20 protein-coding genes are annotated in these 21372 nt (G+C 65.6%); 10 read left to right on the forward strand and 10 right to left on the reverse strand.

Annotated features, from left to right (window positions below; translation table 11 throughout):
- Positions 1–18: 18 nt before the first annotated feature.
- Entirely contained in the window at positions 19–510 is a 492-nt protein-coding gene (locus tag QXZ94_RS15820; protein ID WP_315721183.1) for an ATP-binding protein, read from the reverse strand.
- A 314-nt stretch (positions 511–824) separates the two neighbouring features.
- On the opposite strand from QXZ94_RS15820, the gene QXZ94_RS15825 reads away from it, so the two are divergent.
- The 5 genes from QXZ94_RS15825 to QXZ94_RS15845 all read left to right on the forward strand — a co-directional run bounded on the left by QXZ94_RS15825 (position 825) and on the right by QXZ94_RS15845 (position 4825).
- Positions 825–1526, forward strand: coding sequence for a DUF6881 domain-containing protein (locus QXZ94_RS15825; RefSeq protein WP_315721184.1), 702 nt, complete (start codon positions 825–827; stop codon positions 1524–1526).
- A 185-nt stretch (positions 1527–1711) separates the two neighbouring features.
- Positions 1712–1990 (forward strand): PepSY domain-containing protein, encoded by a 279-nt coding sequence (locus QXZ94_RS15830; RefSeq protein WP_172112682.1) that lies wholly within the window; start codon positions 1712–1714, stop codon positions 1988–1990.
- A 44-nt stretch (positions 1991–2034) separates the two neighbouring features.
- Positions 2035–2664, forward strand: coding sequence for a cytochrome b/b6 domain-containing protein (locus QXZ94_RS15835; protein WP_315721185.1), 630 nt, complete (start codon positions 2035–2037; stop codon positions 2662–2664).
- A 145-nt stretch (positions 2665–2809) separates the two neighbouring features.
- Positions 2810–3850 (forward strand): hypothetical protein, encoded by a 1041-nt coding sequence (locus tag QXZ94_RS15840; RefSeq protein WP_315721186.1) that lies wholly within the window; start codon positions 2810–2812, stop codon positions 3848–3850.
- Positions 3851–3952: 102 nt separating this feature from the next.
- Positions 3953–4825 carry an urea carboxylase-associated family protein gene (locus tag QXZ94_RS15845; protein ID WP_315721187.1) on the forward strand — a complete coding sequence of 291 codons (873 nt, stop codon included), beginning with the start codon at positions 3953–3955 and terminating at the stop codon, positions 4823–4825.
- Between the two features lie 73 nt (positions 4826–4898).
- Here the strand turns inward: QXZ94_RS15845 and ahcY are convergent, their stop codons facing one another.
- The 3 genes from ahcY to QXZ94_RS15860 all read right to left on the reverse strand — a co-directional run bounded on the left by ahcY (position 4899) and on the right by QXZ94_RS15860 (position 9137).
- Positions 4899–6320, reverse strand: coding sequence for an adenosylhomocysteinase (gene ahcY, locus QXZ94_RS15850; RefSeq protein WP_315721188.1), 1422 nt, complete (start codon positions 6318–6320; stop codon positions 4899–4901).
- A 201-nt stretch (positions 6321–6521) separates the two neighbouring features.
- On the reverse strand, positions 6522–7718 hold the full coding sequence (gene metK, locus QXZ94_RS15855; protein WP_315721189.1) for a methionine adenosyltransferase: 1197 nt from the start codon (positions 7716–7718) through the stop codon (positions 6522–6524).
- A 69-nt stretch (positions 7719–7787) separates the two neighbouring features.
- Positions 7788–9137, reverse strand: coding sequence for a hypothetical protein (locus QXZ94_RS15860; RefSeq protein WP_315721190.1), 1350 nt, complete (start codon positions 9135–9137; stop codon positions 7788–7790).
- 152 nt (positions 9138–9289) lie between these two features.
- Here QXZ94_RS15860 and QXZ94_RS15865 point away from each other — a divergent pair, with 152 nt between their 5' ends.
- From QXZ94_RS15865 to QXZ94_RS15885, 5 genes are all read left to right on the forward strand, one after another.
- Positions 9290–10390, forward strand: a complete 1101-nt coding sequence (locus QXZ94_RS15865) for an aspartyl protease family protein (RefSeq protein WP_315721191.1) — start codon at positions 9290–9292, stop codon at positions 10388–10390.
- Positions 10391–10524: 134 nt separating this feature from the next.
- On the forward strand, positions 10525–12183 hold the full coding sequence (locus tag QXZ94_RS15870; protein ID WP_315721192.1) for a caspase family protein: 1659 nt from the start codon (positions 10525–10527) through the stop codon (positions 12181–12183).
- Positions 12184–12369: 186 nt separating this feature from the next.
- Positions 12370–12747, forward strand: a complete 378-nt coding sequence (locus QXZ94_RS15875) for a DUF2147 domain-containing protein (RefSeq protein WP_172112673.1) — start codon at positions 12370–12372, stop codon at positions 12745–12747.
- A 276-nt stretch (positions 12748–13023) separates the two neighbouring features.
- Positions 13024–13716 carry an SGNH/GDSL hydrolase family protein gene (locus tag QXZ94_RS15880; RefSeq protein WP_315721193.1) on the forward strand — a complete coding sequence of 231 codons (693 nt, stop codon included), beginning with the start codon at positions 13024–13026 and terminating at the stop codon, positions 13714–13716.
- A 106-nt stretch (positions 13717–13822) separates the two neighbouring features.
- Positions 13823–14953 (forward strand): acyltransferase, encoded by a 1131-nt coding sequence (locus tag QXZ94_RS15885; protein WP_315721194.1) that lies wholly within the window; start codon positions 13823–13825, stop codon positions 14951–14953.
- A gap of 51 nt (positions 14954–15004) precedes the next feature.
- Here the strand turns inward: QXZ94_RS15885 and QXZ94_RS15890 are convergent, their stop codons facing one another.
- The 6 genes from QXZ94_RS15890 to QXZ94_RS15915 form a co-directional block, all read right to left on the reverse strand.
- Positions 15005–16123 (reverse strand): cobalamin-independent methionine synthase II family protein, encoded by a 1119-nt coding sequence (locus QXZ94_RS15890; RefSeq protein WP_315721195.1) that lies wholly within the window; start codon positions 16121–16123, stop codon positions 15005–15007.
- Positions 16124–16570: 447 nt separating this feature from the next.
- Positions 16571–17287: an ABC transporter ATP-binding protein gene (locus tag QXZ94_RS15895; RefSeq protein ID WP_315721196.1), complete on the reverse strand. Its 717-nt coding sequence runs from the start codon at positions 17285–17287 to the stop codon at positions 16571–16573.
- On the reverse strand, positions 17287–18033 hold the full coding sequence (locus QXZ94_RS15900; protein ID WP_315721197.1) for an ABC transporter ATP-binding protein: 747 nt from the start codon (positions 18031–18033) through the stop codon (positions 17287–17289). The genes QXZ94_RS15895 and QXZ94_RS15900 overlap by 1 nt, the downstream gene beginning before the upstream one ends.
- Complete coding sequence (locus QXZ94_RS15905; RefSeq protein WP_315721198.1) at positions 18030–19067, reverse strand: branched-chain amino acid ABC transporter permease; 1038 nt, start codon at positions 19065–19067, stop codon at positions 18030–18032. Before QXZ94_RS15905 ends, QXZ94_RS15900 begins: the two co-directional genes overlap by 4 nt.
- Before the next feature lie 7 nt (positions 19068–19074).
- Complete coding sequence (locus tag QXZ94_RS15910; RefSeq protein WP_315721199.1) at positions 19075–19944, reverse strand: branched-chain amino acid ABC transporter permease; 870 nt, start codon at positions 19942–19944, stop codon at positions 19075–19077.
- Positions 19945–20190: 246 nt separating this feature from the next.
- The gene (locus QXZ94_RS15915) at positions 20191–21372 is read right to left on the reverse strand and encodes an ABC transporter substrate-binding protein (RefSeq protein WP_172182421.1); all 1182 of its coding nucleotides are present in this window, start codon (positions 21370–21372) and stop codon (positions 20191–20193) included.

Raw genomic sequence — 21372 nt, forward strand, 5'->3', positions numbered from 1 at the left:
GGCTACGCGGGCTGATAACTACGGCCGATGCAGGATCACGTCGAACCCTTCCTCGGCCGTCGGCGCCACGAAGTAGGACGTAAACAGATCGAACTCCTCCTCCGTCACATTGAACGCGTGCCGCCCCTCGTCATTGCGCGCCCGCAGCCGCGCCTTGCAGATCTCGTCGGGGACGTCGAGATGATGCAGCTGATGCGGCACGCGGGCCGCCTCGAACAGGCCGCGCATCCAGGCACGGCTCGCCAGCGTATTGGCCGGAAAATCGAGCACGACCGAGACGCCAGCACGCAGCAGAGCCACGACATGCGGCCCCATGACGGCCCGCAGCCGCGACGAATTCCGGACATAGTCGGCAAGGCTGGTCTGCTCGCCCGGATAGAGCTGCGCCAGCCAGTCGTCCTCGGCTAGGACAACGGTGGCCGGACGCCGGCCGAGCTCCGCCACGAGCGTCGACTTGCCGGCAGCGATCTTGCCGCACACCAGGTGCAGCGTGGGTGGGTTCGGGGACATGATGAAAGACCTCCGGCGCCAGCTCGGGCGCTCGACACGTTCACAGATAGTTCGCAGGCAGCATCGCCCGGCCCGACCGATCAGGCCGGGTCGGTAATTCGGCGCCCTAGGGCCGCGCCTGCGAGGTGAACGTGTGAGATCATGCCGGTGATCTTGTCAGAGATCGGAGGCGTCGTCCAGGGAGCACCTTGCCGGCGTTGACGATCCGCGTGCCCATCCCGTTACAATGGCGTGCTGCGCCGATCACCATTCTCCCCTTGCGTTCGATGTGCGCAGCATCGGCACCTCCGGCCTATTCGATGACGAGCCCTTCCATGACGCCCGCCGAACAGATCTTCGACTATCGCTTTCCAACCGTCGACATGGCCATCGTGACGGTAAGCCGACGGCTGACGGAGCTCGCGGCAAGCCACGGCTGGACGGTCGAGGCATGGCAGGAGGGCGGGCTCGGCGACGCGTCAGGCCTGCTCCTTAGACTCGGGTCCGGTCGCATTGTTCTGCTGATGGAGATGCGTCACCAGATCGAGCATTTCGGCGCGACGGGACCGACCGCCTTCATCGATGGCGCCGAACTCGCCACACATGGCGTCGCGCTCCTGGTCACCGAGCTCCTTGCGACGCTGGGATTGAGCGAGCAGGAGACGAGCTGGATCGCGTCCCCCGAAAGCCAACAAGCCGCGCTGGACTTCATCAACCATCTTCGCTCCCGGCCGCCGCCGCCGTCGGTCGGACCGCCGCACAGCTACATGCACACGATCAATCCCCCGGACGGCGATACCGAAATCGAGTGCTATGGCGAGCTCGACCGCGATCGTTGTCCGATCCGGTGGATCAGGATGTATCCCGACGGACGGCTCGAGACCTGCAGTTTCGCTCAGGCGAATTGGCGCGACGTCATGCCGGAAGGCGCGATTCTGTCGCTTTCCGAGATCAATGCCATCAGCGGATTTTCCGCGCGAGAGATCTCGGCGTCCGACTTCGAGGCGGTGTGGCGGAAGGCACTGGGCTTCAAGTGATGAGCGAGACGTAACGTCGCGGATGCGGTGGCAAGCGCGGCGCCCCTTGTTTTGCAGCTTCGGGACGAATTTGGAAGTCCTCTAAGAGCGATTCCAGCTGCCGCTCCGTTGACACATTCGCGCCATTGCCGTCTCCACTGGAGCCACGATGCATCGTGTTTGATTTTGCTTCATTGGAGGGATTGATGAGACTGACCACCGCCGCCCTGCTCGGCGCCGCACTCGCCGGCTTCGCCATCTCGCCGGCCCTGGCCGACGGCTACAAGGACTGCACCAAGCTCGACAAGGCCCAGTGGAAGCCGGCGGCCGAGGCCGAGGCGAAAGCCAAGGCGCTGGGTTACGAGGTGCGCCGCTCCAAGATCGAAGGCTCCTGCTACGAGGTCTACGGCGTCAAGGAAGGCAAGCTCTACGAGCTGTTCTACAGCCCGGAAGATCTGAGCCTGAAGCACACGGTCGCCAAGTAATCGGGACTGCGTGCGGCTTCGCTGCACGCTGCGATCTGACGGCCATGCACGGCACAGCTCCCAGAGCCAGCGCGAAGAAACCAGACCAGGCAGAGACCGTGCTGGTCTGGGATCTTCCGTTGCGCCTGTGGCACTGGATGCTGGCCGTGCTGGTGCTGATCGCCTGGGTCACGCCGAACGTCCATGACGGGCTGCATAGGGTGGCGGGCTACGCGATCCTCGGGCTGCTCGCCTTCCGCCTGATCTGGGGCATCATCGGCACGCGCCATTCGCGCTTTCGCAGTCTCCGCGCCCGGCTGCGCGCCACGCCGATCTATCTGTGGAATCTGCGGCGCGGCAAGACCGGGCGCTATCTCGGGCTCAACCCCGCGGGCACGGCCATGCAGCTGGCGCTGCTGCTGCTGCTGATCGTCTCCGCCGTGTCCGGCGCGATGCAGGTCACGGTGCGTTTCTTCGGGCTCTGGTGGGTCGAGGACACCCACGAGGTGACGTCGTATCTCCTGATCCCCCTGGTCGTGCTGCATGTCGCGGGCGTCGTACTGGTGAGCCGTCTGCAGCGCGAGAACCTCGCCCGCGCCATGCTGACGGGGCACAAGCTGCTGCGCCGAACGACGCAGCGCGGTGTCCAACGCCAAACGGACTCATCGGGGACACACGGAACTCACAATCTCTGATCGTTGCGCGCGGGCCACAGTTCCCGCAAAAGCTGCCGACGACGCCCGCTGTGTTATTGCACCTCGCGCCCAAGCGCCGAACAATCGCAGGTATCGGATGCCTGACCGCTCTTGCCTGCAGGAGCACGGATCTTGGGGAGGCCGGATGATGAGCTCGCAGCAGTTCACCACGCGTGCGTTGTGCCGATCGGTTGTTCTCGCAGGCTGCGTCATCGCCTGGCCAGCTGGCGCCGCCGAACCGGAGGCAACGACGACGCCGGTCATCGCGGAGGTCACGGCCTCGACGACCGCCGAGCCGATGACCACCCCGCCGCTCTCGTCAGAGACGGCGCTGACGACGGCATCGATTGCACCATCGGCCGTGCTACCTGCGGAAGAGGCCGCATTGCCGACGACGTCAGGCGAAATGCCCAGGTCTACGGTAGCAAGCGCCGATCGCACCGAGATCCTCGACGAGTGCCCCGACATCGACGCCTGCGTCGATCGCTATCTGTTTGCGCTGTATGAGCGCGCGCCGAAGCTCGACAAGATCAGGGAGACCGAGCGGCGCGTCGTCACGGTCAAGCGCAAGGGTCGCATGGTGAAGGTGACGCGCAGCTTCACCAGGCTCGTGGACAATGATTTCACCTGGAAGGATCCGAAGGCCGCCGAGCGCGTCGGCCGCAGCATGGCGGACTATGTCATCGGCGGCATGGATCGCGGCTTCAAGCTGAGGCTGTTTCATGCCCTGCACGCCGCCGAAGCGGCAGGCCTCGCGCCCGGCATCACCAGCGGCTTCCGCGACGACTATCGCCAGGAGATCGCCAGCGGGCTGAAGGCGGCCAGCAACCGCTCCTATCATGGCGGCAGCCTGCGCGGCGGCTACGGCCACGGCCTCGCCGCCGACATCGTCAGCGTCAACGGCGCGACGCGCGCGCAGCGCTGGGTTGCGACCGAGCAGCTGTGGAAATGGGTCGACGCCAACGGCAAGAGCTTCGGCGTCGGACGCCCCTATCTCGACCGCGACCCGCCGCATGTCGGCCCTGTCGACGGCGAGGAATACACCAAGCATCGCACGCCGGCCGTGAAGCTCGCGGCGGCGGAGACGAAGAAGCATAAGCGGATCGCAGCGCGGTCAGAGCATCATGCCGCCAAGCGTGCGAAGGCGGTGCGCGCCTCGGCGCTGGGCTCGCGACGGACCGGCTGACGTCGCTCCCCCGGCGTGATCGACCCGCGACTTCCTATCCGGGACAGAAGCGGCCAAGAGGCGCTATGCTGACGGCTGTCCCGTCCGTCGCTTGAGAACAGCATGCCATCTCGTCGTCCGCCCGAGCCCGCTGATGCCGCCGCAAGGCGCGCAGTCCGTCCTGCCATCGTCTATCCCGCCGACTCTCTGCCGCGACCGGACATGACGATGCTCGATGCAGCGCGGCAGACGATGAGCAAGATCGACGAGGTGATCGTGCCGCCGCGCGATGCGCGCAGCTTTCGAGTCGCCCGTGGGCAGTTCTTCCGGATCGTCAGCCTAGAAGGCCCGCAGGTCGGCGACCTCAATCTGTGGAATGCCGACGACCTGTCCGAGCGCTTCTTCAGCGGCAAGACGCGCGCGCTGCATGCCACGCACGTCTCGACCGGCGATCGGCTGTGGAGCACCATGCCGAACCTGCGGCCGATGGCGACGATCAGTCACGACACGCTCGGCTGGTACGGCTTCGACGCCGACGGCGCCGGCATCCATGACGTGATCGGCACCCGCTGCGATCCCTACACCAATCGCCTGCTCAGCGGCGGCAGCTACGACTTCTGCTGCCACTCGAATCTGTCGCGTGCGCTGGCCGCCGAGCTGAACGCGGATCCGCGAGCGGTCGAGCATCACGTCCACGACGTGCTCAACGTGTTCATGTGCACCGGCTTCAGCCGCGACACGCACCAGTACTTCATGAAGGCGAGCCCGGTGCGTCCCGGCGACTACATCGAATTCCTGGCCGAGATCGACCTGCTCGGCGCGCTCTCGGCCTGCCCGGGTGGCGACTGCGGCGCGACGCATTCAAGCGATGCCGCCGCCTGCCATCCGCTGCGCGTCGAGATCTACGAGCCCGACCGGACGCGGCTGGCCGACTGGCCCTGGCCGTCGTCCAGCAACTATCACCGCGGCCACGGCGCGATGCGCGCGGGCGGCTGAACGGAGCTGGACAAACAAAAGGCCGGGGCGATGCCCCGGCCTTCGTCGTCTCCGCCGCGCGTGAGCGCTGCGATCAGTAGCGGTAGTGGTCCGACTTGAACGGGCCTTCCTGCTTGACGCCGATATAGGACGCCTGGTCGGGACGCAGCTTGGTGAGGTTCACGCCGATCTTGGCGAGGTGCAGCATCGCGACCTTCTCGTCGAGCGACTTCGGCAGCACGTAGACTTCCTTCTTGTACTTGCCGTCCTTGTTGTTGGCGTAAAGCTCGATCTGCGCCAGGGTCTGGTTGGTGAAGGACGCCGACATCACGAAGGACGGGTGGCCCATCGCATTGCCGAGGTTCACGAGGCGGCCTTCGGACAGCAGGATCATGCGCTTGCCGTCGGGGAAGGTGATCTCGTCAACCTGCGGCTTGATGTTGGTCCACTTCAGGTTCTTCAGCGAGGCGACCTGGATCTCGTTGTCGAAGTGGCCGATGTTGCAGACGATGGCGCGATCCTTCATCGCGCGCATGTGCTCGATGGTGATGATGTCCTTGTTGCCGGTGGCGGTCACGAAGATGTCGGCGCGCGGGGCTGCGTCCTCCATCGTCACCACCTCGTAGCCCTCCATCGCCGCCTGCAGCGCGCAAATCGGATCGATCTCGGAGACCAGGACGCGGCAGCCGGCCTGGCGCAGCGAGGCGGCCGAGCCCTTGCCGACGTCGCCGAAGCCCGCGACCATCGCGACCTTGCCCGACATCATCACGTCGGTGCCGCGGCGGATGCCGTCGACCAGCGACTCGCGGCAGCCATAGAGGTTGTCGAACTTCGACTTGGTGACGCTGTCGTTGACGTTGATCGCCGGCCACAGCAAGGTGCCCGCCTTCTGCATGTCGTACAGGCGATGCACGCCCGTGGTGGTCTCCTCGGAGACGCCCTTGATCGACTGCGCGATGGCGGCGAAGTAGCCCTTCGGCTTCTCCTTGAGCTGCTTCTTCAGCAGCGCGAAGAACACTTCCTCTTCCTCGGAGGCCGGCTTGTCGAGAAACGCCGTGTCGCCGTTCTCGGCGCGCAGGCCGAGATGCACGTACATGGTGGCGTCGCCGCCGTCATCGAGGATCATGTTGGGATGGCCGCCGCCATGCCAGTCGAACAGCTTGGCGGTGTAGTCCCAATAATCGACCAGGGTCTCGCCCTTGACGGCGAACACCGGAATGCCGGCGGCGGCGATCGCGGCAGCGGCGTGATCCTGGGTCGAGTAGATGTTGCAGGAGACCCAGCGGATGTCGGCACCGAGGGCGGCGAGCGTCTCGATCAGCACGGCAGTCTGGATGGTCATGTGCAGGGAGCCTGCGATTCGCGCGCCCTTCAGCGGCTGCTTCGGGCCATACTCCTCGCGCGTCGCCATCAGGCCGGGCATCTCGGTCTCAGCGAGCGAGATCTCCTTGCGGCCGAACTCGGCGAGCGACATGTCCTTGACGATGTAGTCGGTGAAACCTGGCTTGGCGGTCATGTGGGGTTCCTGGTCGGATGAATTCGAAACTGGTCGTGACAAACGAAGAGAGACGCGTCGAGGCGCAGTCCAGATCACTCTCCCCGTTCCTCACGGGGAGAGGCAACGGCGGCCTTCTGCCGCCGTCTTCAATCTAACGACACCGATGCGGAGCATCGGCTGTCATCTCTCCCCGCGCGCGGGGAGAGATGGACGTATGGATCACACAGCGCGCTTCAACGCCTCGACGAGGTTGGTCTTCTCCCAGGAGAAGCCGCCCTCATTGTCCGGCGTGCGGCCGAAATGGCCGTAAGACGAGGTACGCGCGTAGATCGGACGGTTGAGGTCGAGATGGGTGCGGATGCCGCGCGGCGTCAGGTCCATCGCCTGGGCGACGGCCTTCTCCAGCACGTCCTCCGACACCTTACCCGTGCCGTGGGTATCGATGTAGATTGACAGCGGCCGCGCCACGCCGATCGCGTAGGCGAGCTGCAGGGTGCAGCGGTCGGCGAGGCCGGCAGCCACGATGTTCTTCGCGACGTAGCGCGCGGCATAGGCGGCGGAACGATCGACCTTGGTCGGATCCTTGCCCGAGAAGGCGCCGCCGCCATGCGGGGCCGCGCCACCATAGGTGTCGACGATGATCTTGCGCCCGGTGAGACCAGCGTCGCCGTCGGGACCGCCGATGAAGAACTTGCCGGTCGGATTGATGTGCCAGATCGTCTTGGGGGTGATCCAGCCTTCCGGCAGCGCCTTGCGGACATAGGGCTCGACGCGCTCACGGACCTGTGCCGAAGTCATGTCCTCGACCAGATGCTGATGCGACACCACGATCTCGCGAACGCCGACCGGCTTGCCGTTCTCGTACTGCACGGTCACCTGGCTCTTGGAGTCCGGTCCCAGCACCTTTTCGACGCCGGAGTGGCGGGCTTCCGAGATCAGGCGCAGGATCTTGTGCGCGTAGAAGATCGGCGCCGGCATCAGGTCGGGCGTCTCGTTGGTCGCGTAGCCGAACATGATGCCCTGGTCGCCCGCGCCCTCTTCCTTGACCTCGCCGGGCTGCAGGGCGTCGACGCCCTGCGCGATGTCGGCGGACTGCGGATGCAAGAGGATCTCGATGTCGCAGGTCTTCCAGTGGAAGCCTGCCTGCTCGTAGCCGATGTCCTTGATCGCTTCACGGACAACGTGCTCGATGTGCTCGTTGGTGACCGAGGCGGGCCCCCGGGTCTCACCGGCGATCACGACCTTGTTGGTGGTGGCGAGCGTCTCGCAGGCGGCGCGGATGTGCCAGGGGTCGATGCCGGCCTTCGGTCCTTCACGGTAGAACAGGTCGACGATCTCGTCGGAAATTCGGTCGCAGACCTTGTCCGGGTGGCCTTCGGACACCGACTCCGAGGTGAACAGATATGACGCGCGCATCAAGCAACCCCTTCTTCGCCGCCCACGGCGGTCGTTTGTATTGATCCCAAGTTTCCTGATCCCAGGATGTCAATCGCGACGCCGCGAGATGACGTAGGACTCGTCGTAGAACCACAGCCCGTTGTGCTTTCGCAGGACCTCTCTGGCGGCGTCGAGCGCGCGGGACGAGTGGGCCACCTCGGTCAGGCGGTCTTCCTCGATCTGCGCGACATACACCGCCGCGTTCCAGGCTGCAAAGGCCGTCGAGGTTCCGATCGCACCGGTGACCTCGTTGGGCAGAGCCTCCATCTCATACCTGAAAATCGAGCGATTGTCCGCATAGGCGTTAAAATTTAAGTCTCGCCCACTGGAGCCCAACTCGTACTTGACGGCGCGCAATAGCTCATGCCGGCTGACCGAGAAAGGATTTTCTCCGGGCCACACCGCCTGGATGATGTCCAGGCCCGGATCCTGGCCGTGGGAGTGGATTCCGATCAGACGGCCGCCGGGCTTCAGCGCCCGCGCCAGCGGTGCGATGATGCGCTTGGCGCGGAAATTGACCGAGGAGCGGGCCCGATAGGGCTGCGAGGCGATGATCAGGTCGAAATTGGCCTCGACCCGCCCTGCCCTGGGAATGATGTTGTCGAGCAGGAAGCGGTGATCCTCGCGGTACAGCACCAGCGCGATCGGCCGCTCATACACCGGCATGCCGGTGCGCTGGGAGACGTTGGCGCGCCAGTTCTGCTCCAGGAACGGCTTCAGGGCCGTGATCTGGGCCTCGAAATCTCCCGAGGAATCGCCCTGCAGCACGACCTCGTGCCAGATCATCGACGCCGCCACCGACGGCGAGGCCGGCGTCAGCCACGGCGCCTCGGCATAGTTCATGTTGGTGAACACGAACACCGAGGCCGGATGCTCGAACAGGCGGTCCGGCACCTTTTCCAAGGTCAGCCGGACGTCCTCGAGGCTCAGTTCCTTGCCGGCGACGTAGAAAGGAATGTGTGGAAAACGGCCGTGCATCGTGCGCAGCACCTTCGACAGCACGGTGCCGTCGCCAACGCCGGCGTCGAACAGCCGCAGCGCCGGGGGGCGCGGATGGATGCTGGCGAGCTCGAGGCCGACGCGCTCGGCCACCACCCGCTTCTCGCTGCAGGTGTGCACGAACAGCAGGTATTTCTGCCGGTTCTCGAAGAAGCGGAAATTGCTCTTGGGATCGCGCTTCTCCGGCACGACGTCGAGCCGCGGCGGCGGCAGGGTGCCGGTGGAGGCCGCGATATAGGCCTGGATGCGATCCAGCGTGTCGATGGTGATGCGCTTGCCCTCGCGCAGCCGCTGCACGAGCTTGCCGTCGTTGACGGCACGCCGGCCGAACGTCGATTCCGCCATGTCCGAGTGGCGGCAGAACTCCGTGATCTGGGCGAGCAACTGGTCGTTCTTCATCGGCCGGAGGGGGTGGGAAGTGTGGGTGGGCAGATGCCCGCTAGCCCAACGCTGTAGCACCTTCTGCCCACCATGCAAAGCCGCCGGTCGGTACCTTGTTCCGCGACGCTTAGAAGCGATACAGTTCCCGCGGGATCAACGCTGGGATGCGCATGTCGAGGTATTTGGGGTCCACGCTATCCGTGGCCGCGCTGCTATTTGTCGCGACGCTGGGCCAGGCGGCCGCGGGCTACCTCGATGAGAACCCGGACGAGGTCTTCGCGGGTGTCTACGAACGGCTGGGCGCGCTGCCGCTGCAGGCCGCCCGCGACCCGTTCGTCTGGCTGCGGCTGCAGGAGCTGAAGCGCGAGCCCTGCGACCAGAAGAGCATCGGCGACCTCGCGCTGATGCTCGACAAGCTCGGCTATCGCCGCCAGGCCGCCGAGAGCCAATTCCGCTTCGTGAAGGAGTGCGGCGCCCCGCTCATGGCCCTGCACCGCGCCGCCGACACCTACATGAAGCTGACCGACTATCCCCGGGCGGTCGAAGTCGCCGACGAATATGTGCGCCGCGCGCCGTCCAATCGGGATGCGCATTATCTGCGCGCCACGGCGCTGGCCGGTGCCGGCGATCATCAGCGCGCCCTGACCGACTACTCCGACACGATCGAACTCTCGCCGGACAAGGCCCGGGTGGCCAGCCGCGTCTTCACGCAGATGGCCGAGGCCTATGCGGCGATGAAGCGCTATTGCGAGGCGGTCGCGCCGATCAGCCTGTGGGTGTCGTTCGACCCGGTGGCCCGCGATACCAGCCAGACCCGGCGGATGATCGCGGACTATGAGCGGCAGGGCAACTGCGTCGCCCCGACGGAGGCCCGCAACGAGCGATTTCCCCTCGGCAGGCAGAAGGACGTAGTGGTGGTCAAGGCGGAGATCAACGGCGTCAAGGGATCGTTCATCCTCGACACCGGCGCAAGCTACGTGTCCGTCCGTTCGGCCTTCGCCGAGCGAGCCAGGCTGCCGCTGAACGCCGGCAGCGACATCACGCTGATGAGCGCGAACGGAGAGACGAAAGCGCGGCTGTCCCGCGCCGACAAGGTCAAGCTCAACTCGCTTCTGGCGACCGGGATTCCGGTCGCGGTTCAGGCCGGCGATCAGAAGGATTACGGCAGCGGCATCGACGGGCTGCTGGGCATGAGCTTCCTCTCCCGCTTCGACGTCCAGATCGCCGCCGATTTCGTCGAGGTTCGTCCCCATAAGGCGCGAAAGCCGTAGCACAGTTCACATCGGCAATGACGGCCCTCCTCCTTGGCGTCCTGCTGAGTCAAGGAGGACACGTCGGCGCGACTTGAACCCCGCCATGCCCGGCGGCAACAAAGGACCAAAGCCACCAGCCGCCATGGTCCTGCATGCGCCGTTCGCTCCCGCTGCTCTGCTTGCTTCTCGCGCTGCTCGCGCCGCCGGCCTCCGCCCAATCCCGCTCGCAACTCGGCCCGCTCTGCACCACCGAGACCACGCCGGCGGACCAGATGATCGCCGCCTGTAACAAGATCATCGCGCTGAAGGTATTTTCCGGCAGCCAGCTGGCGACGATCTATTTCTGGCGGGCGGTCGGCTGGAATAAGAAGGGCGACTATGCCCGTGTGATCTCGGATGCCACCCAAGCCCTGCGGCTGCAGCCGGCGCAGGCGATCTACAATTTGCGCGGCTCAGCCTATTACGACAAGGGCGAGTACGAGATCGCGATTGCCGACTTCAACGACGCACTCAAGAGCGGCCCCCCGAGCGGCACGATCTACCACAACCGCGGCAACGCCTATCGCGGCAGCGGCGACTACGCCAAGGCGATCACCGATTATGACCAGGCGATCAGGCTGACGCCGAAATCCGCGCTGTCCTGGCAGAACCGCGGCATCTCCAAGGAGGCGACCGGCGATCTCGACGGCGCGCTGACCGACATTAACGAGGCGATCCGGCTCGACCCGGCGCTGGCCTCGCCGCTGATCAATCGCAGCGTGATCTGGCGCGCCAAGGGGCATCTCGATCGCGCCATCGCCGACGGCTCCGAAGCGATCAGGCTGGCGCAAAGTCCGCCCGTCAACGTGATGACGCCGCCGGGCAGCGTGACGATTTCGGCGCATGTGCACCGTGCCCTGGCCTATGAGGCCAAGGGCGATCTCGACGCCGCCAAGGCAGACTATGCCGCGGCGCTGAAGCCCACGGCCTCCGATGCCGGCAGCAAGGCCAACCAGGCGACCGCGAAGGTGCGGCTGTCGCTGCTGTCGGAGCCGGTCGTGCGACCGCAGCTGCGAGCAGAGCCGGCTGCCGGCTCCGCTGCGGCGCCGGCCGGCCAGCGCATGGCGCTGGTCATCGGCAACGGCGCTTACGGCCATGTCCAGCCGCTGCCCAATCCGCCGCGCGACGCGCGTGCCGTTGCCAGGAGCCTGCGCGACATCGGCTTCACGGTTGTCGAAGGCATCGATCTCGACCGCGCGACGATGCAGGCCAAAACGCGCGACTTCCTGCGCGAGGCGGCGCGGGCCCAGGTGGCTGTCGTGTTCTATGCCGGGCATGGCGTACAGATCGACGGCCGCAACTATCTCGTGCCCACCGACATCGCGTTCGCAGCCGGGAGCAATGTCACGGCAGAGATGGTCGACATGGACCAGATCCTGGCCGGACTCGATGACCAGGTCCGCACCAACATCCTGATCCTCGATGCCTGCCGCAACAATCCGTTCGCGCTGCCGGACGCCGCAGGCACAGGGGCGAGCCGGAGCCTGAGCGCGAGCGGGCTTGCCGCGCCGTCCACGCTCGGCGTCGGCGCGACCTCCGGCGCGGGCACGCTGATCGCGTTCGCCACCGCGCCCGGCAAGGTCGCGCTCGACGGAGAAGGTGACAACAGCCCGTTCTCGGCAGCCTTGTCGCGGCACATCGGCACGCCCGGTCTTGAGGTGCAGCAGATGCTGACGCGGGTGCGCGCCGAGGTCGTCGCCGGCACCAGAAACAGGCAGGTGCCATGGTCGAACTCCTCGCTGCTCGGCGAGGTCTATCTGGCGGCGAAATAGACCGGCGCGCGCGCAGACGCTGCGACAGCCTGCCCCCTCGCAGCCACCTTCGCGACGGGTGCAGCACCGCCGAATCCTGATATCTTCCGACCAACAGAGACGAAGACCAGGGCCGTCGGCATGCCGCGTCACCGACACGATCCATGGGCAACAATCTGCGTCTCGAACGATACAGGGGAGGCTCGCATGATCGGTCGTTTTGTCCTTGGACTTGGTTTTTCGCTCGCACTGGCCGCGGGCCCGGTGCTCGCCGACGATGTCACCGGCGTCTGGCTGCGCGAGAGCGGCGCGTCCAAGGTCAAGTTCGCGCCGTGCGGCGGCGCCATCTGCGGCACGCTGGTCTGGATCAAGGACGGCACCGACACCCCGGCCAAGGTCGGCCAACGGCTGTTCTCCGGCATGAAGCCGACCGGGCCCAACGCCTGGGCCGGCAGCTATAGCAACCCCGACGACGGCAAGACCTATGACGCCAAGATGACGCTTTCCGGCGGCACGCTGACGACCGCGGGCTGCGCGCTCGGCGGCATCGTCTGCCGCTCCTCGACCTGGACGCGGGCGAATTAATACCACTGCGTCGGAAAAGGGCTTTGCTCCCTCCGTGTCGTTCCGGGGCGCCCGAAGGGCGAGCCCGGAACCCATACCCACAGGCAATAGTGTAAGGCAGGCTGGTTGTGGGCACTTTGTCGCCAAACATCTGTCTGTGGCTATGGATTCCGGGCTCGCCCTTCGGGCGCCCCGGAATGACGACGGATAGCGGGCAGTGTTTCTGACGCAGTAGCATTAGAGATCTCTTCGCGAATTCGCGATAGCGTCGGGGATCGAGGAGCATCAATCGTCAACATGGCAGCGAAGACGCAGGCGCGGCTGGGATTCGTGCTGTTTGCGGTGATTGCCGCGGCAGCCGCGACGTTCGCGCTGGTGCGCCGCTCTGCGACGCCCTCCGCCAGCGATCATCGGACGGTTCGCCAGCTCGTCGTCCATTACAACCTGCTGTCGCGCGCCGGTGACCCGATCGTCGTGCTCGGTGACAGCATCGTCGAGGCCGCGACATTGCCTACCAGCGCCTGCGGACACCCGATCGTCAATGCGGGCCTCGCCGGTGCCGGAACACGCAGCGACCTCGCCAGCTGGCTCAAGCCGGCGCTTGGACCCAAGCAGCCGTTCGCGATCATCGTCTCGCTCGGCGTCAACGATGCGCTCGTTGCAAAGCCGGACTCCAGCCAGGTCTTCGCCGGGCGCTACGAGGCGCTGCTGCGCGAACTCGCGACGCTGACGCCACGCCTCTTCGTCCTCGAGTTTCCGGCCGTCGAGGCGCGCGGGCCGTTCACGGCGACGATGGAAAAGACCGCGACGGCGAGCATCACCGGCTATCGCGCCGCACTGCCGGACCTGGCGAAGCGCACGGGTGTGACCTTCCTGGCTCTGCCGCCGATGGAGTCGCCGTTCACGCTCGAGGGCATCCATCTCAATGCCGCGGGCTACCGATCCTGGGACCAAGCGATCCAGCAGGCCACCGAGCTCGCCTGCCGCTAAAGCCGTCTCGTCGAGCCGTCATCAAGCACGGGCGAAAACAATCCTTCACTCCCTTCGGGCTAGGATCGGGCAGCGCCTTCCCTCGACACGGTTAACAAATCAACGCATGGCCTTGCCCGAAACACCGACGTCGCCAGGGACACACAAGCTCGTCGGACTGGAGCTGCTACGATTCCTCGCCACGATCTCGGTGCTGCTGTGGCACTATCCGCACTTCGCCTATGTCGCCGACGCGCCGGTCGGTCTCGTCCGCAGCGCGCTGCCGTTCTACAGCGTGCTGTTTCCGTTCTATGAGCTCGGCGAATACGGCGTCGTGATCTTCTGGTGCATCTCGGGCTTCATCTTCTTCTGGAAGTATGGCGCCCTCATCCCGAACGGCACCGTCGACGGCTGGAGGTTCTTCGTCAACCGGCTGTCGCGGCTCTACCCGCTGCATCTCGCGACGCTGCTGCTGGTTGCAGGGCTGCAAGCCGCCTACGTCGCACAGCACGGCTACGCCTTCGTCTACCAGAGCAACGATCTCGGCCATTTCGTCGCGCAGCTGTTCATGGCGAGCGACTGGCTGCCGCCGACCGGCGTGAGCTTCAACGGACCGATCTGGTCGGTCTCGATCGAGGTGCTGGTCTATGCCGCGTTCTTCCTGGGCTTGCGCTTCGTCACCACGTCGCCGCTGCTCAATCTGGCGCTGATCCTGGCGGGGATCGCGAGCGGCACGCTGGTCGGCAAATGTTTCGTATTCTTCTATGCGGGCGGGCTCGCCGCGATGGCGCGGCAGAGCGTTGCCGATGCCTGGTATCGGCCAAAGCTCGAGGCGCTCGCCGCGGGCGCCGTCGTCGGCATTCCCTTGTTACTCTGGCTTTCAGGCGCCGATCTGGCCGAGCGAGCGGCCGCGTTGCTGCTCATCTACACGCCGGTGCTGTTGTTCGTCTGCACAATCCCGCTGACACTGCCCAGGCGTGTCGAAGACCTGTTGCAGACTGCCGGCAACATGACCTACTCGTGCTACCTGCTGCACTTCCCGATCCAGCTGGCGATCGCGCTGGCCTTCGCATCCTGGCGGCAACCGATCCCGTATGACAGCCATATGTTCTGGATCGGCTTCATGGGGCTGACGCTGAGCGCGGCATATCTCACCTATGACTGGTTCGAGGCTCCCGCCCAGCGGCTGATCCGCCGCGCCCTGCTGCGCAAAAAAGAAGCGGGGCGGATTGCTCCGGCCCCGCTTCCACATCATTGATCGGCACGATCAGCGCGCCTGATCGCCAGCCGCGCAATCTCGGGCAGCTGACTACTTCCCCCAGATCTCCTCGGCGAGCTCGACGCAGAGGCGCAGCTTGGCCCACTGCTCTTCTTCGCTCAGGATGTTGCCTTCCTCGGTCGAGGCGAAGCCGCATTGCGGGGACAAAGCGAGCTGGTCGAGCGGAGCGAACTTCGAGGCTTCTTCCATGCGGCGCTTGATGTCGTCTTTCTTCTCGAGCTCGCCGACCTTCGAGGTCACGAGGCCGACGACGACGACCTTGTTGCCCTTGGGCAGGAAGCGCAGCGGCTCGAAGCCGCCGGCGCGCTCGCTGTCGTACTCCAGGAAATAGCCGTCATAGTTGGTATTGGCGAGCATGGTCTCGGCCACCGGCTCGTAGCCGCCCGAGGAGATCCAGGTCGAGCGGAAATTGCCGCGGCAGACATGGGTCGTGATCGTCATGTCGGCGGGACGCTCGGCGATCGCGTAGTTGATGATGCGCGAATAGATCTGCTGCAGACCGTCCGGATTGTCGCCGCGCTCCCTGGCCTTCTTCAGCTCGTCCTGCGAGCACAGATAGGCCCAGACCGTGTCGTCGAACTGCAGATAGCGGCAGCCGGCGTCGTAGAACGCCTTCACGGCCTTGCGGTAGGTCTTGCCGAGATCCTCGTAGAAGGCATCGAGATCGGGATAGACCTCCTTGGAGATCGACTTGCGGCCGCCGCGGAAATGCAGCACGGCCGGCGACGGGATCGTCATCTTGGCCGTCACATGCGCCGTATCGGCGTGCTTCTTGAGGAAGCGGAAGTGATCGAGCATCGGATGATCATCCGGGAAGTCCAGCTTGCCGATCACGCGCACCGCGTCGTGACGGGTCTGCACGCCGGTGAACTGGATGCCGGTGTCCGGGTGAAACAGCTCACAGCCGGTCAGCTTGGCGAGGAAATCGAAATGCCACCAGGAGCGGCGGAATTCACCGTCGGTCGCGAGCTTCAGCCCGGTCGAGGCCTGGCGATGGACGACCTTCTCGATCTCCATGTCCTCGATCTTCTTGAGATCGTCGGCCGAGATCTCGCCCTTCTCGAGCTTGGCGCGGGCGTCCTTGATCTTCTGCGGCCGCAGGAGGCTGCCGACTTCGTCGGCACGGAAGGGGGGCTTGGTGCGTTGCATGGGCTCACTCCTTGGAAGACGTCGATTCGTTGAGTATGCTTGTTGGACCGGGCGCGAGATGTCCTGGCTGGGTCACCCCGGCAAACCGTCGCGGACTGGGTCCATCCCCTACCCCGTATCCGATCGGTATACAATTCCGTCGGCGAGAGATCGTGCGGAGGCGTGGCGCGATTGCGGCACAGCATGGATCTTCTGGGCCGCTTTAGGCTCGTTTGCCGAACAATCCTGAGGTGACCTCATCAAATCCATCTCCAGGACGCGCGGCCGGCTGGATGGCAAAGCCCCCGCTGATTCTGCAAAGAGCAGCGTCCTGCATACCGATTGGGCGACGACGGGACCGTATCGCCACACCTTCGATCGCCTCCCACCCGCTGAACGCGCGAAGACAGCCGCTCCTGCAACCGAGGATGACGCCTCGCGTGCGGCCGTTCAAGCCCGCCGATCAGGTCAATGCGCCGCGGCGCTGGAGACGCCGAGATGCCGCTCGAGCGGCGCCGGATCGGCCTTCAGCGCGCTGGACGGCGCGTCGTGCACGATGGTGCCGCGCTCCAGGATCACGACGCGGTCGGCCAGCGCGAGCAGCTTCTGCGCGTGCTGCTCGACGATAATAGAGCACAGCCCGCCGGCGCGGCTGATGGTGCCGATCGCGGCCAGCAGCTCCTCGACGATGATCGGCGCCAGACCTTCGGTCGGCTCGTCCAACAACAACACCTTCGGATTGAGCGTCAGCGCGCGGCCGATCGCCAGCATCTGCTGCTCGCCGCCGGAGAGCTGGTTGCCGAAATTGTTGCGGCGCTCCTTGAGCCGCGGAAACATCTGGTAGACGCGCTCGACCGTCCACGGCCCGGGCTGAGCCACCGCGGTCATGTTCTCCTCCACCGTGAGCGAGCGGAAGATGTTGCGCTCCTGCGGCACCCAGCCGATGCCGGCGCGGGCGCGCTGGTCGGCGCGCAGTCCGGTGATGTCGGTCCCCGCCAGAGCGAGCTTGCCCTGGAAGCGCCGAGTGACGCCGACGATGGAGTTGATCAACGTGGTCTTGCCGGTGCCGTTGCGGCCGAGCAGCGCCAGCACCTGGCCCTCCGGCAGCTTCAGCGACATGTCCGGCAGTACGACCGCCTGACCATAGCCAGCGCGGAGGTTCTCGATTGAGAGCAGATCGGTCATCACGCGGCCTCGCCGAGATAGACGGCCTTGACCTGCGGATCGCGCGCGACCTCGTCAGGCGCGCCTTCCACGAGCAGCGCTCCGGAGACCAGAACCGAGATGCGGTCGGCGAAGGAGAAGACGAGGTCCATGTCGTGCTCGATCAGGAGCACCGTCACGTCGCGCGGCAGCGCGGCGACGGCGGCGAGAATATCCTTGCGCTCGCCCTCCGGCACGCCTGCGGCGGGCTCGTCGAGCAGCAGCACCCGCGGTTTGGCGGCGATCGCCACCGCGATCTCCAGCAGGCGCTGCTTGCCATAGGGCAAGGTCGCGGTGCGGTCGTTCATCACGTCGAGCAGGCGGAAGCGCTCCAGGGTCTCGGCAATCTCGGCGTTGATGTCGTCGCGCGTGCCCATGCGCCGCCACCAATTGCCGCCGCCGCCGAGCCGCTCGGAGACCGCAAGGCCGATGGTCTCGAGCGGCGTCAGATCCGGATAGAGCTGGTTGATCTGGAAGGTGCGCGACAGGCCGCGCAGCACGCGCTTGTGCACCGGCAGATCGGTGATGTCCTGGCCTTCGAGCAGGATGCGGCCCGCGCTCGGCTCCAGCACCCCGGTCAGCTGATTGATGACGGTGGTCTTGCCGGCGCCGTTCGGGCCGATCAGCGCGTGCCGTGCGCCGGGTACGATCTTGAGCGACAGATCGCGCGTGACATGGAGGCCGCCGAAATGCTTGTCGAGGCCGCGGGTTTCCAATGCGTAGGTCATGGCGCCTCGTTATCGGTGAGGGCCACCGCGGCCTTGCGGCCGGCGATCTGCCGAAGGATCAAATTGGGCAGCCACAGCGCGTAAGCGTGAATGCGGTGGCGGCCGACCAGCACGATGATGACGAGCACGAGGCCGATCCAGAACATCCAGTATTGCGGCGTGATCCACTGGAACAGCTCCTGCAGCATCCGGAACACGGCCGCGCCGATCAGTCCGCCATACAGATAGCCGGAGCCGCCGATGACCAGCAGCAGCACGAGGTCGGCGGAACGCTCGAACGAGAACACGTCGAGCGAGGCCAGCGCCGTGGTCTGCGTGAACAGCGCCCCGGCGACACCGGCGTAGAACGCCGCGACCGTGTAGATCGCGATCAGGCGCTTGTTGACGGGAATGCCGACCGCGGCGGCGCGCAGCGGATTGTTCTTGATCGCGCGGAGCGACAGGCCGAACGGCGAATGCACGATCACCCGCGCCAGCAGGAACAGCAGAAACAACACCGCGAGCGAATAGAAAAAGCCGGTCTTGCCGAACATGTCGAAGGCGAACACGCCGAAGATGGGCTGGATGTCGATGCCTTGGAGACCGTCGGTGCCGCCGGTGATGTTGGAGAAGCGCTCCGCGAGCGCCTCCATCAGGAGCGCGATGCCCAGCGTCACCATCAGCCGCGTCAGGTCGACGCCGCGAATGACGAGAAAGCTGGTGGCGAATCCGAGCACGGTGGCGGCAAGGCCGGCCGCGATCAGCGCCAGCACCGGCTCGTTGATGATCCCGTGCACCGACAGCAGGCCGGCGCAATAGGCGCCGACACCGAAGAAGGCGGCGTGGCCGAGCGAGACGATGCCGGCATAGCCGAGGATCAGATCGAGCGACAGCGCGAACAGCGCCAGGCGCAGGATCTCGGTCATGATCAGATAGCGCGAGGGAAACGCCAGCCCGACCGCCAGGACGATGATCCAAAAGGCGAACTCGCTCCAGTGCCAGCGGCCGTGCTGCCGGGCGTGGAAGCCGACCTCGGTTTGTGCGTTCGTGGTCATGCGATCCTCACCGCGTCGCCGTGCGTCCGAACAGGCCGTTCGGGCGCCAGATCAGGATCACGATCATGATGGTGTAGATGACGAAGGGTCCGAGCTTCGGCACGTAATACTTGCCGGCAACGTCGCCGATGCCGAGCAACAGCGAGGCCAGGAACGGTCCGGTGATCGAGGACGAGCCTCCGACGGTGACGACGATCAGGAAGTAGATCATGAACTTCAGCGGGAAATACGGGTCGAGGCCGAGGATCTCCGCGCTGAGCGCGCCGCCGAGGCCGGCGAGGCCGCAGCCGAACGCGAAGGTGAAGGCGAACACCTGGGGCACGTTGATGCCGAGACCGCTGGCCGCGCGCGGATCATCCACGGCGGCGCGCAGCCGGCTGCCGAACCGCGTCTTGGAGAGCACCAGCTGCAAGCCGAGCGTGAGCAGCCCGCAGATCACGATGATCATCAGGCGGTAGCGTCCGATGCCGACGCCGAAGATGTCGAACTGGCCCTGCAGTACGTCAGGCAGCTTGATGAAGATGCGCGACGAACCCATGATGTAGTCGACGGTCGCGACCGTCATGAACACCAGGCCGATCGAGAACAGCACCTGGTCGAGATGGCTGCGCGCGTAGAGATGCTGGTAGAGCGTCCGCTCCAGGAGCGCGCCGATCAGGGCGCTCGCCACGAAGGCCATCGGCAGCGCGGCGAAGAACGGCCAGCCGATCCGGTTGACGAGCACGGCGCAGACATAGCCGCCGGCCATGGCGAAGGCACCGTGGGCGAGATTGACGAAGTTCATCAGGCCGAGCGTGACGGCGAGCCCGCAGGCCAGCACGAACAGCAGCATGCCGTAGGCGACGCCGTCGAACAGGTTGGTGAGGATGGAGGTCATGGAAGTCTGGTCGGTCCCCGTCTCATCCCCTCGTCAGAAGGGCACGCCTACAACGCTTGCTCGGTCGCGCCTCCCCCGCGCGCGGGGGAGGTCGGATCGCATCGAACGATGCGATCCGGGTGGGGGAAACTCTCTCCACACGAGCAGTGTGCCGCGGGGCGCCCCCACCCCCGCCCTCCCCCGCACGCGGGAGAGGGAGCGCACCGCTTATGCGGTGCGCCTCGTGATCACCACACCAAGGCTAGCTCACTTCTTCGCCTTGCCCGGATCCTTGACGGCTTCGAAGGTCTGGAACTCGACGTTGTAGAGCTCGCCGTCGACCTTCTCCACCTTGCGGATGTAGATGTTCTGCACGATATCGCGGGTTTCCGGATCGATCGAGATCGGGCCGCGCGGGCTCTCCCAGGCCATGCCCTTCATCGCCGCAAGCAGCGAGTCGCCATCGGTCTTGCCGCCGCTCTTCTTGAGCGCCTCGTAGATCAGATGGATGCCGTCATAACCGCCGACGGCCATGAAGCCCGGGCGGCTGTTGAAGGCCTTCTTGTAGGCGGCGACGAACTCCTTGTTCTTGGCCGACGGATGCGCAGCCGAATACATGTGGGCCGTGACTGCACCGAGCACGGCATCGCCCATGTCGTTGAGGAGGTCGTCGTCGGTGACGTCGCCCGGCCCGATCACCTTGATGCCGCTCTTGTCGAGACCGCGCTCGGCATATTGCTTCATGAAGTTGCCGCCCTGGCCGGCCGGCACGAACACGAACATCGCATCCGGCTTGGAGTCCTTCATGCGCTGCAGGAACGGCGCGAAGTCCGGGTTCTGGAGCGGAACCTTCACTTCCTCGACGATCTCGCCGCCACCGGCAGTGAAGCGCTCCTTGAAGGAAGCCAGCGCGTCATTGCCCGGCGCGTAGTCCGAGGTGAGGGTCGCGACCTTCTTGATGCCGTTCTTGACCGCCCAGTCACCGATGATGGTCGAGGACTGCGGCAGCGTGAAGCTGGTGCGAACGATATAGGGCGACTTCTCGGTGATGATGGACGTACCGGCGGCCATGACGACCTCCGGGATCTTGCCCTGGGTGGCGAGCGGCGCAGCCGCGAAGGCGGCGGGGGTCACGCCGAAGCCGGCGATGACGTTGACCTTGTCGTTGACGATCAGCTCCTGCGCCAGCCGCTTGGTGTTGTCGGGCAGCGCGGCGTCGTCCTTGAGGATGACCTGGATCTTCTTGCCGGCGACGGTGTCGCCGTTCTGCTGCATGTAGAGCTTGATTGCGTTGTCGATCTGCTTGCCGGTCGACGCCTGGCCGCCGGTCATCGGCACGATCAGGCCGATCTTGAACACATCTTCGGCGCGCGCCGCACCGGACGCGAGTGCAGCCGCGGCGAGCGCCGCACTGGCGGCGAGCGTCAGTGTCTTGTTTCGCACGAACAT

The sequence above is a fragment of the Bradyrhizobium sp. SZCCHNS2022 genome (genome assembly GCF_032377575.1).
In the GTDB taxonomy this organism is placed as follows: Bacteria; Pseudomonadota; Alphaproteobacteria; order Rhizobiales; family Xanthobacteraceae; genus Bradyrhizobium; species Bradyrhizobium aeschynomenes.

Coding starts and splice junctions, on each gene's coding strand:
- QXZ94_RS15825 (WP_315721184.1), top strand. CDS start 825: ATGACGCCCGCCGAACAGATCTTCGACTATCGCTTTCCAACCGTCGAC.
- QXZ94_RS15905 (WP_315721198.1), bottom strand. CDS start 19,067: ATGACCACGAACGCACAAACCGAGGTCGGCTTCCACGCCCGGCAGCAC.
- QXZ94_RS15895 (WP_315721196.1), bottom strand. CDS start 17,287: ATGACCGATCTGCTCTCAATCGAGAACCTCCGCGCTGGCTATGGTCAG.
- QXZ94_RS15910 (WP_315721199.1), bottom strand. CDS start 19,944: ATGACCTCCATCCTCACCAACCTGTTCGACGGCGTCGCCTACGGCATG.
- ahcY (WP_315721188.1), bottom strand. CDS start 6,320: ATGACCGCCAAGCCAGGTTTCACCGACTACATCGTCAAGGACATGTCG.
- QXZ94_RS15880 (WP_315721193.1), top strand. CDS start 13,024: ATGGCAGCGAAGACGCAGGCGCGGCTGGGATTCGTGCTGTTTGCGGTG.
- QXZ94_RS15875 (WP_172112673.1), top strand. CDS start 12,370: ATGATCGGTCGTTTTGTCCTTGGACTTGGTTTTTCGCTCGCACTGGCC.
- QXZ94_RS15830 (WP_172112682.1), top strand. CDS start 1,712: ATGAGACTGACCACCGCCGCCCTGCTCGGCGCCGCACTCGCCGGCTTC.
- QXZ94_RS15915 (WP_172182421.1), bottom strand. CDS start 21,372: ATGTTCGTGCGAAACAAGACACTGACGCTCGCCGCCAGTGCGGCGCTC.
- QXZ94_RS15860 (WP_315721190.1), bottom strand. CDS start 9,137: ATGAAGAACGACCAGTTGCTCGCCCAGATCACGGAGTTCTGCCGCCAC.
- QXZ94_RS15885 (WP_315721194.1), top strand. CDS start 13,823: ATGGCCTTGCCCGAAACACCGACGTCGCCAGGGACACACAAGCTCGTC.
- QXZ94_RS15890 (WP_315721195.1), bottom strand. CDS start 16,123: ATGCAACGCACCAAGCCCCCCTTCCGTGCCGACGAAGTCGGCAGCCTC.
- QXZ94_RS15870 (WP_315721192.1), top strand. CDS start 10,525: ATGCGCCGTTCGCTCCCGCTGCTCTGCTTGCTTCTCGCGCTGCTCGCG.
- QXZ94_RS15840 (WP_315721186.1), top strand. CDS start 2,810: ATGATGAGCTCGCAGCAGTTCACCACGCGTGCGTTGTGCCGATCGGTT.
- QXZ94_RS15820 (WP_315721183.1), bottom strand. CDS start 510: ATGTCCCCGAACCCACCCACGCTGCACCTGGTGTGCGGCAAGATCGCT.
- QXZ94_RS15900 (WP_315721197.1), bottom strand. CDS start 18,033: ATGACCTACGCATTGGAAACCCGCGGCCTCGACAAGCATTTCGGCGGC.
- QXZ94_RS15835 (WP_315721185.1), top strand. CDS start 2,035: ATGCACGGCACAGCTCCCAGAGCCAGCGCGAAGAAACCAGACCAGGCA.
- QXZ94_RS15865 (WP_315721191.1), top strand. CDS start 9,290: ATGTCGAGGTATTTGGGGTCCACGCTATCCGTGGCCGCGCTGCTATTT.
- QXZ94_RS15845 (WP_315721187.1), top strand. CDS start 3,953: ATGCCATCTCGTCGTCCGCCCGAGCCCGCTGATGCCGCCGCAAGGCGC.
- metK (WP_315721189.1), bottom strand. CDS start 7,718: ATGCGCGCGTCATATCTGTTCACCTCGGAGTCGGTGTCCGAAGGCCAC.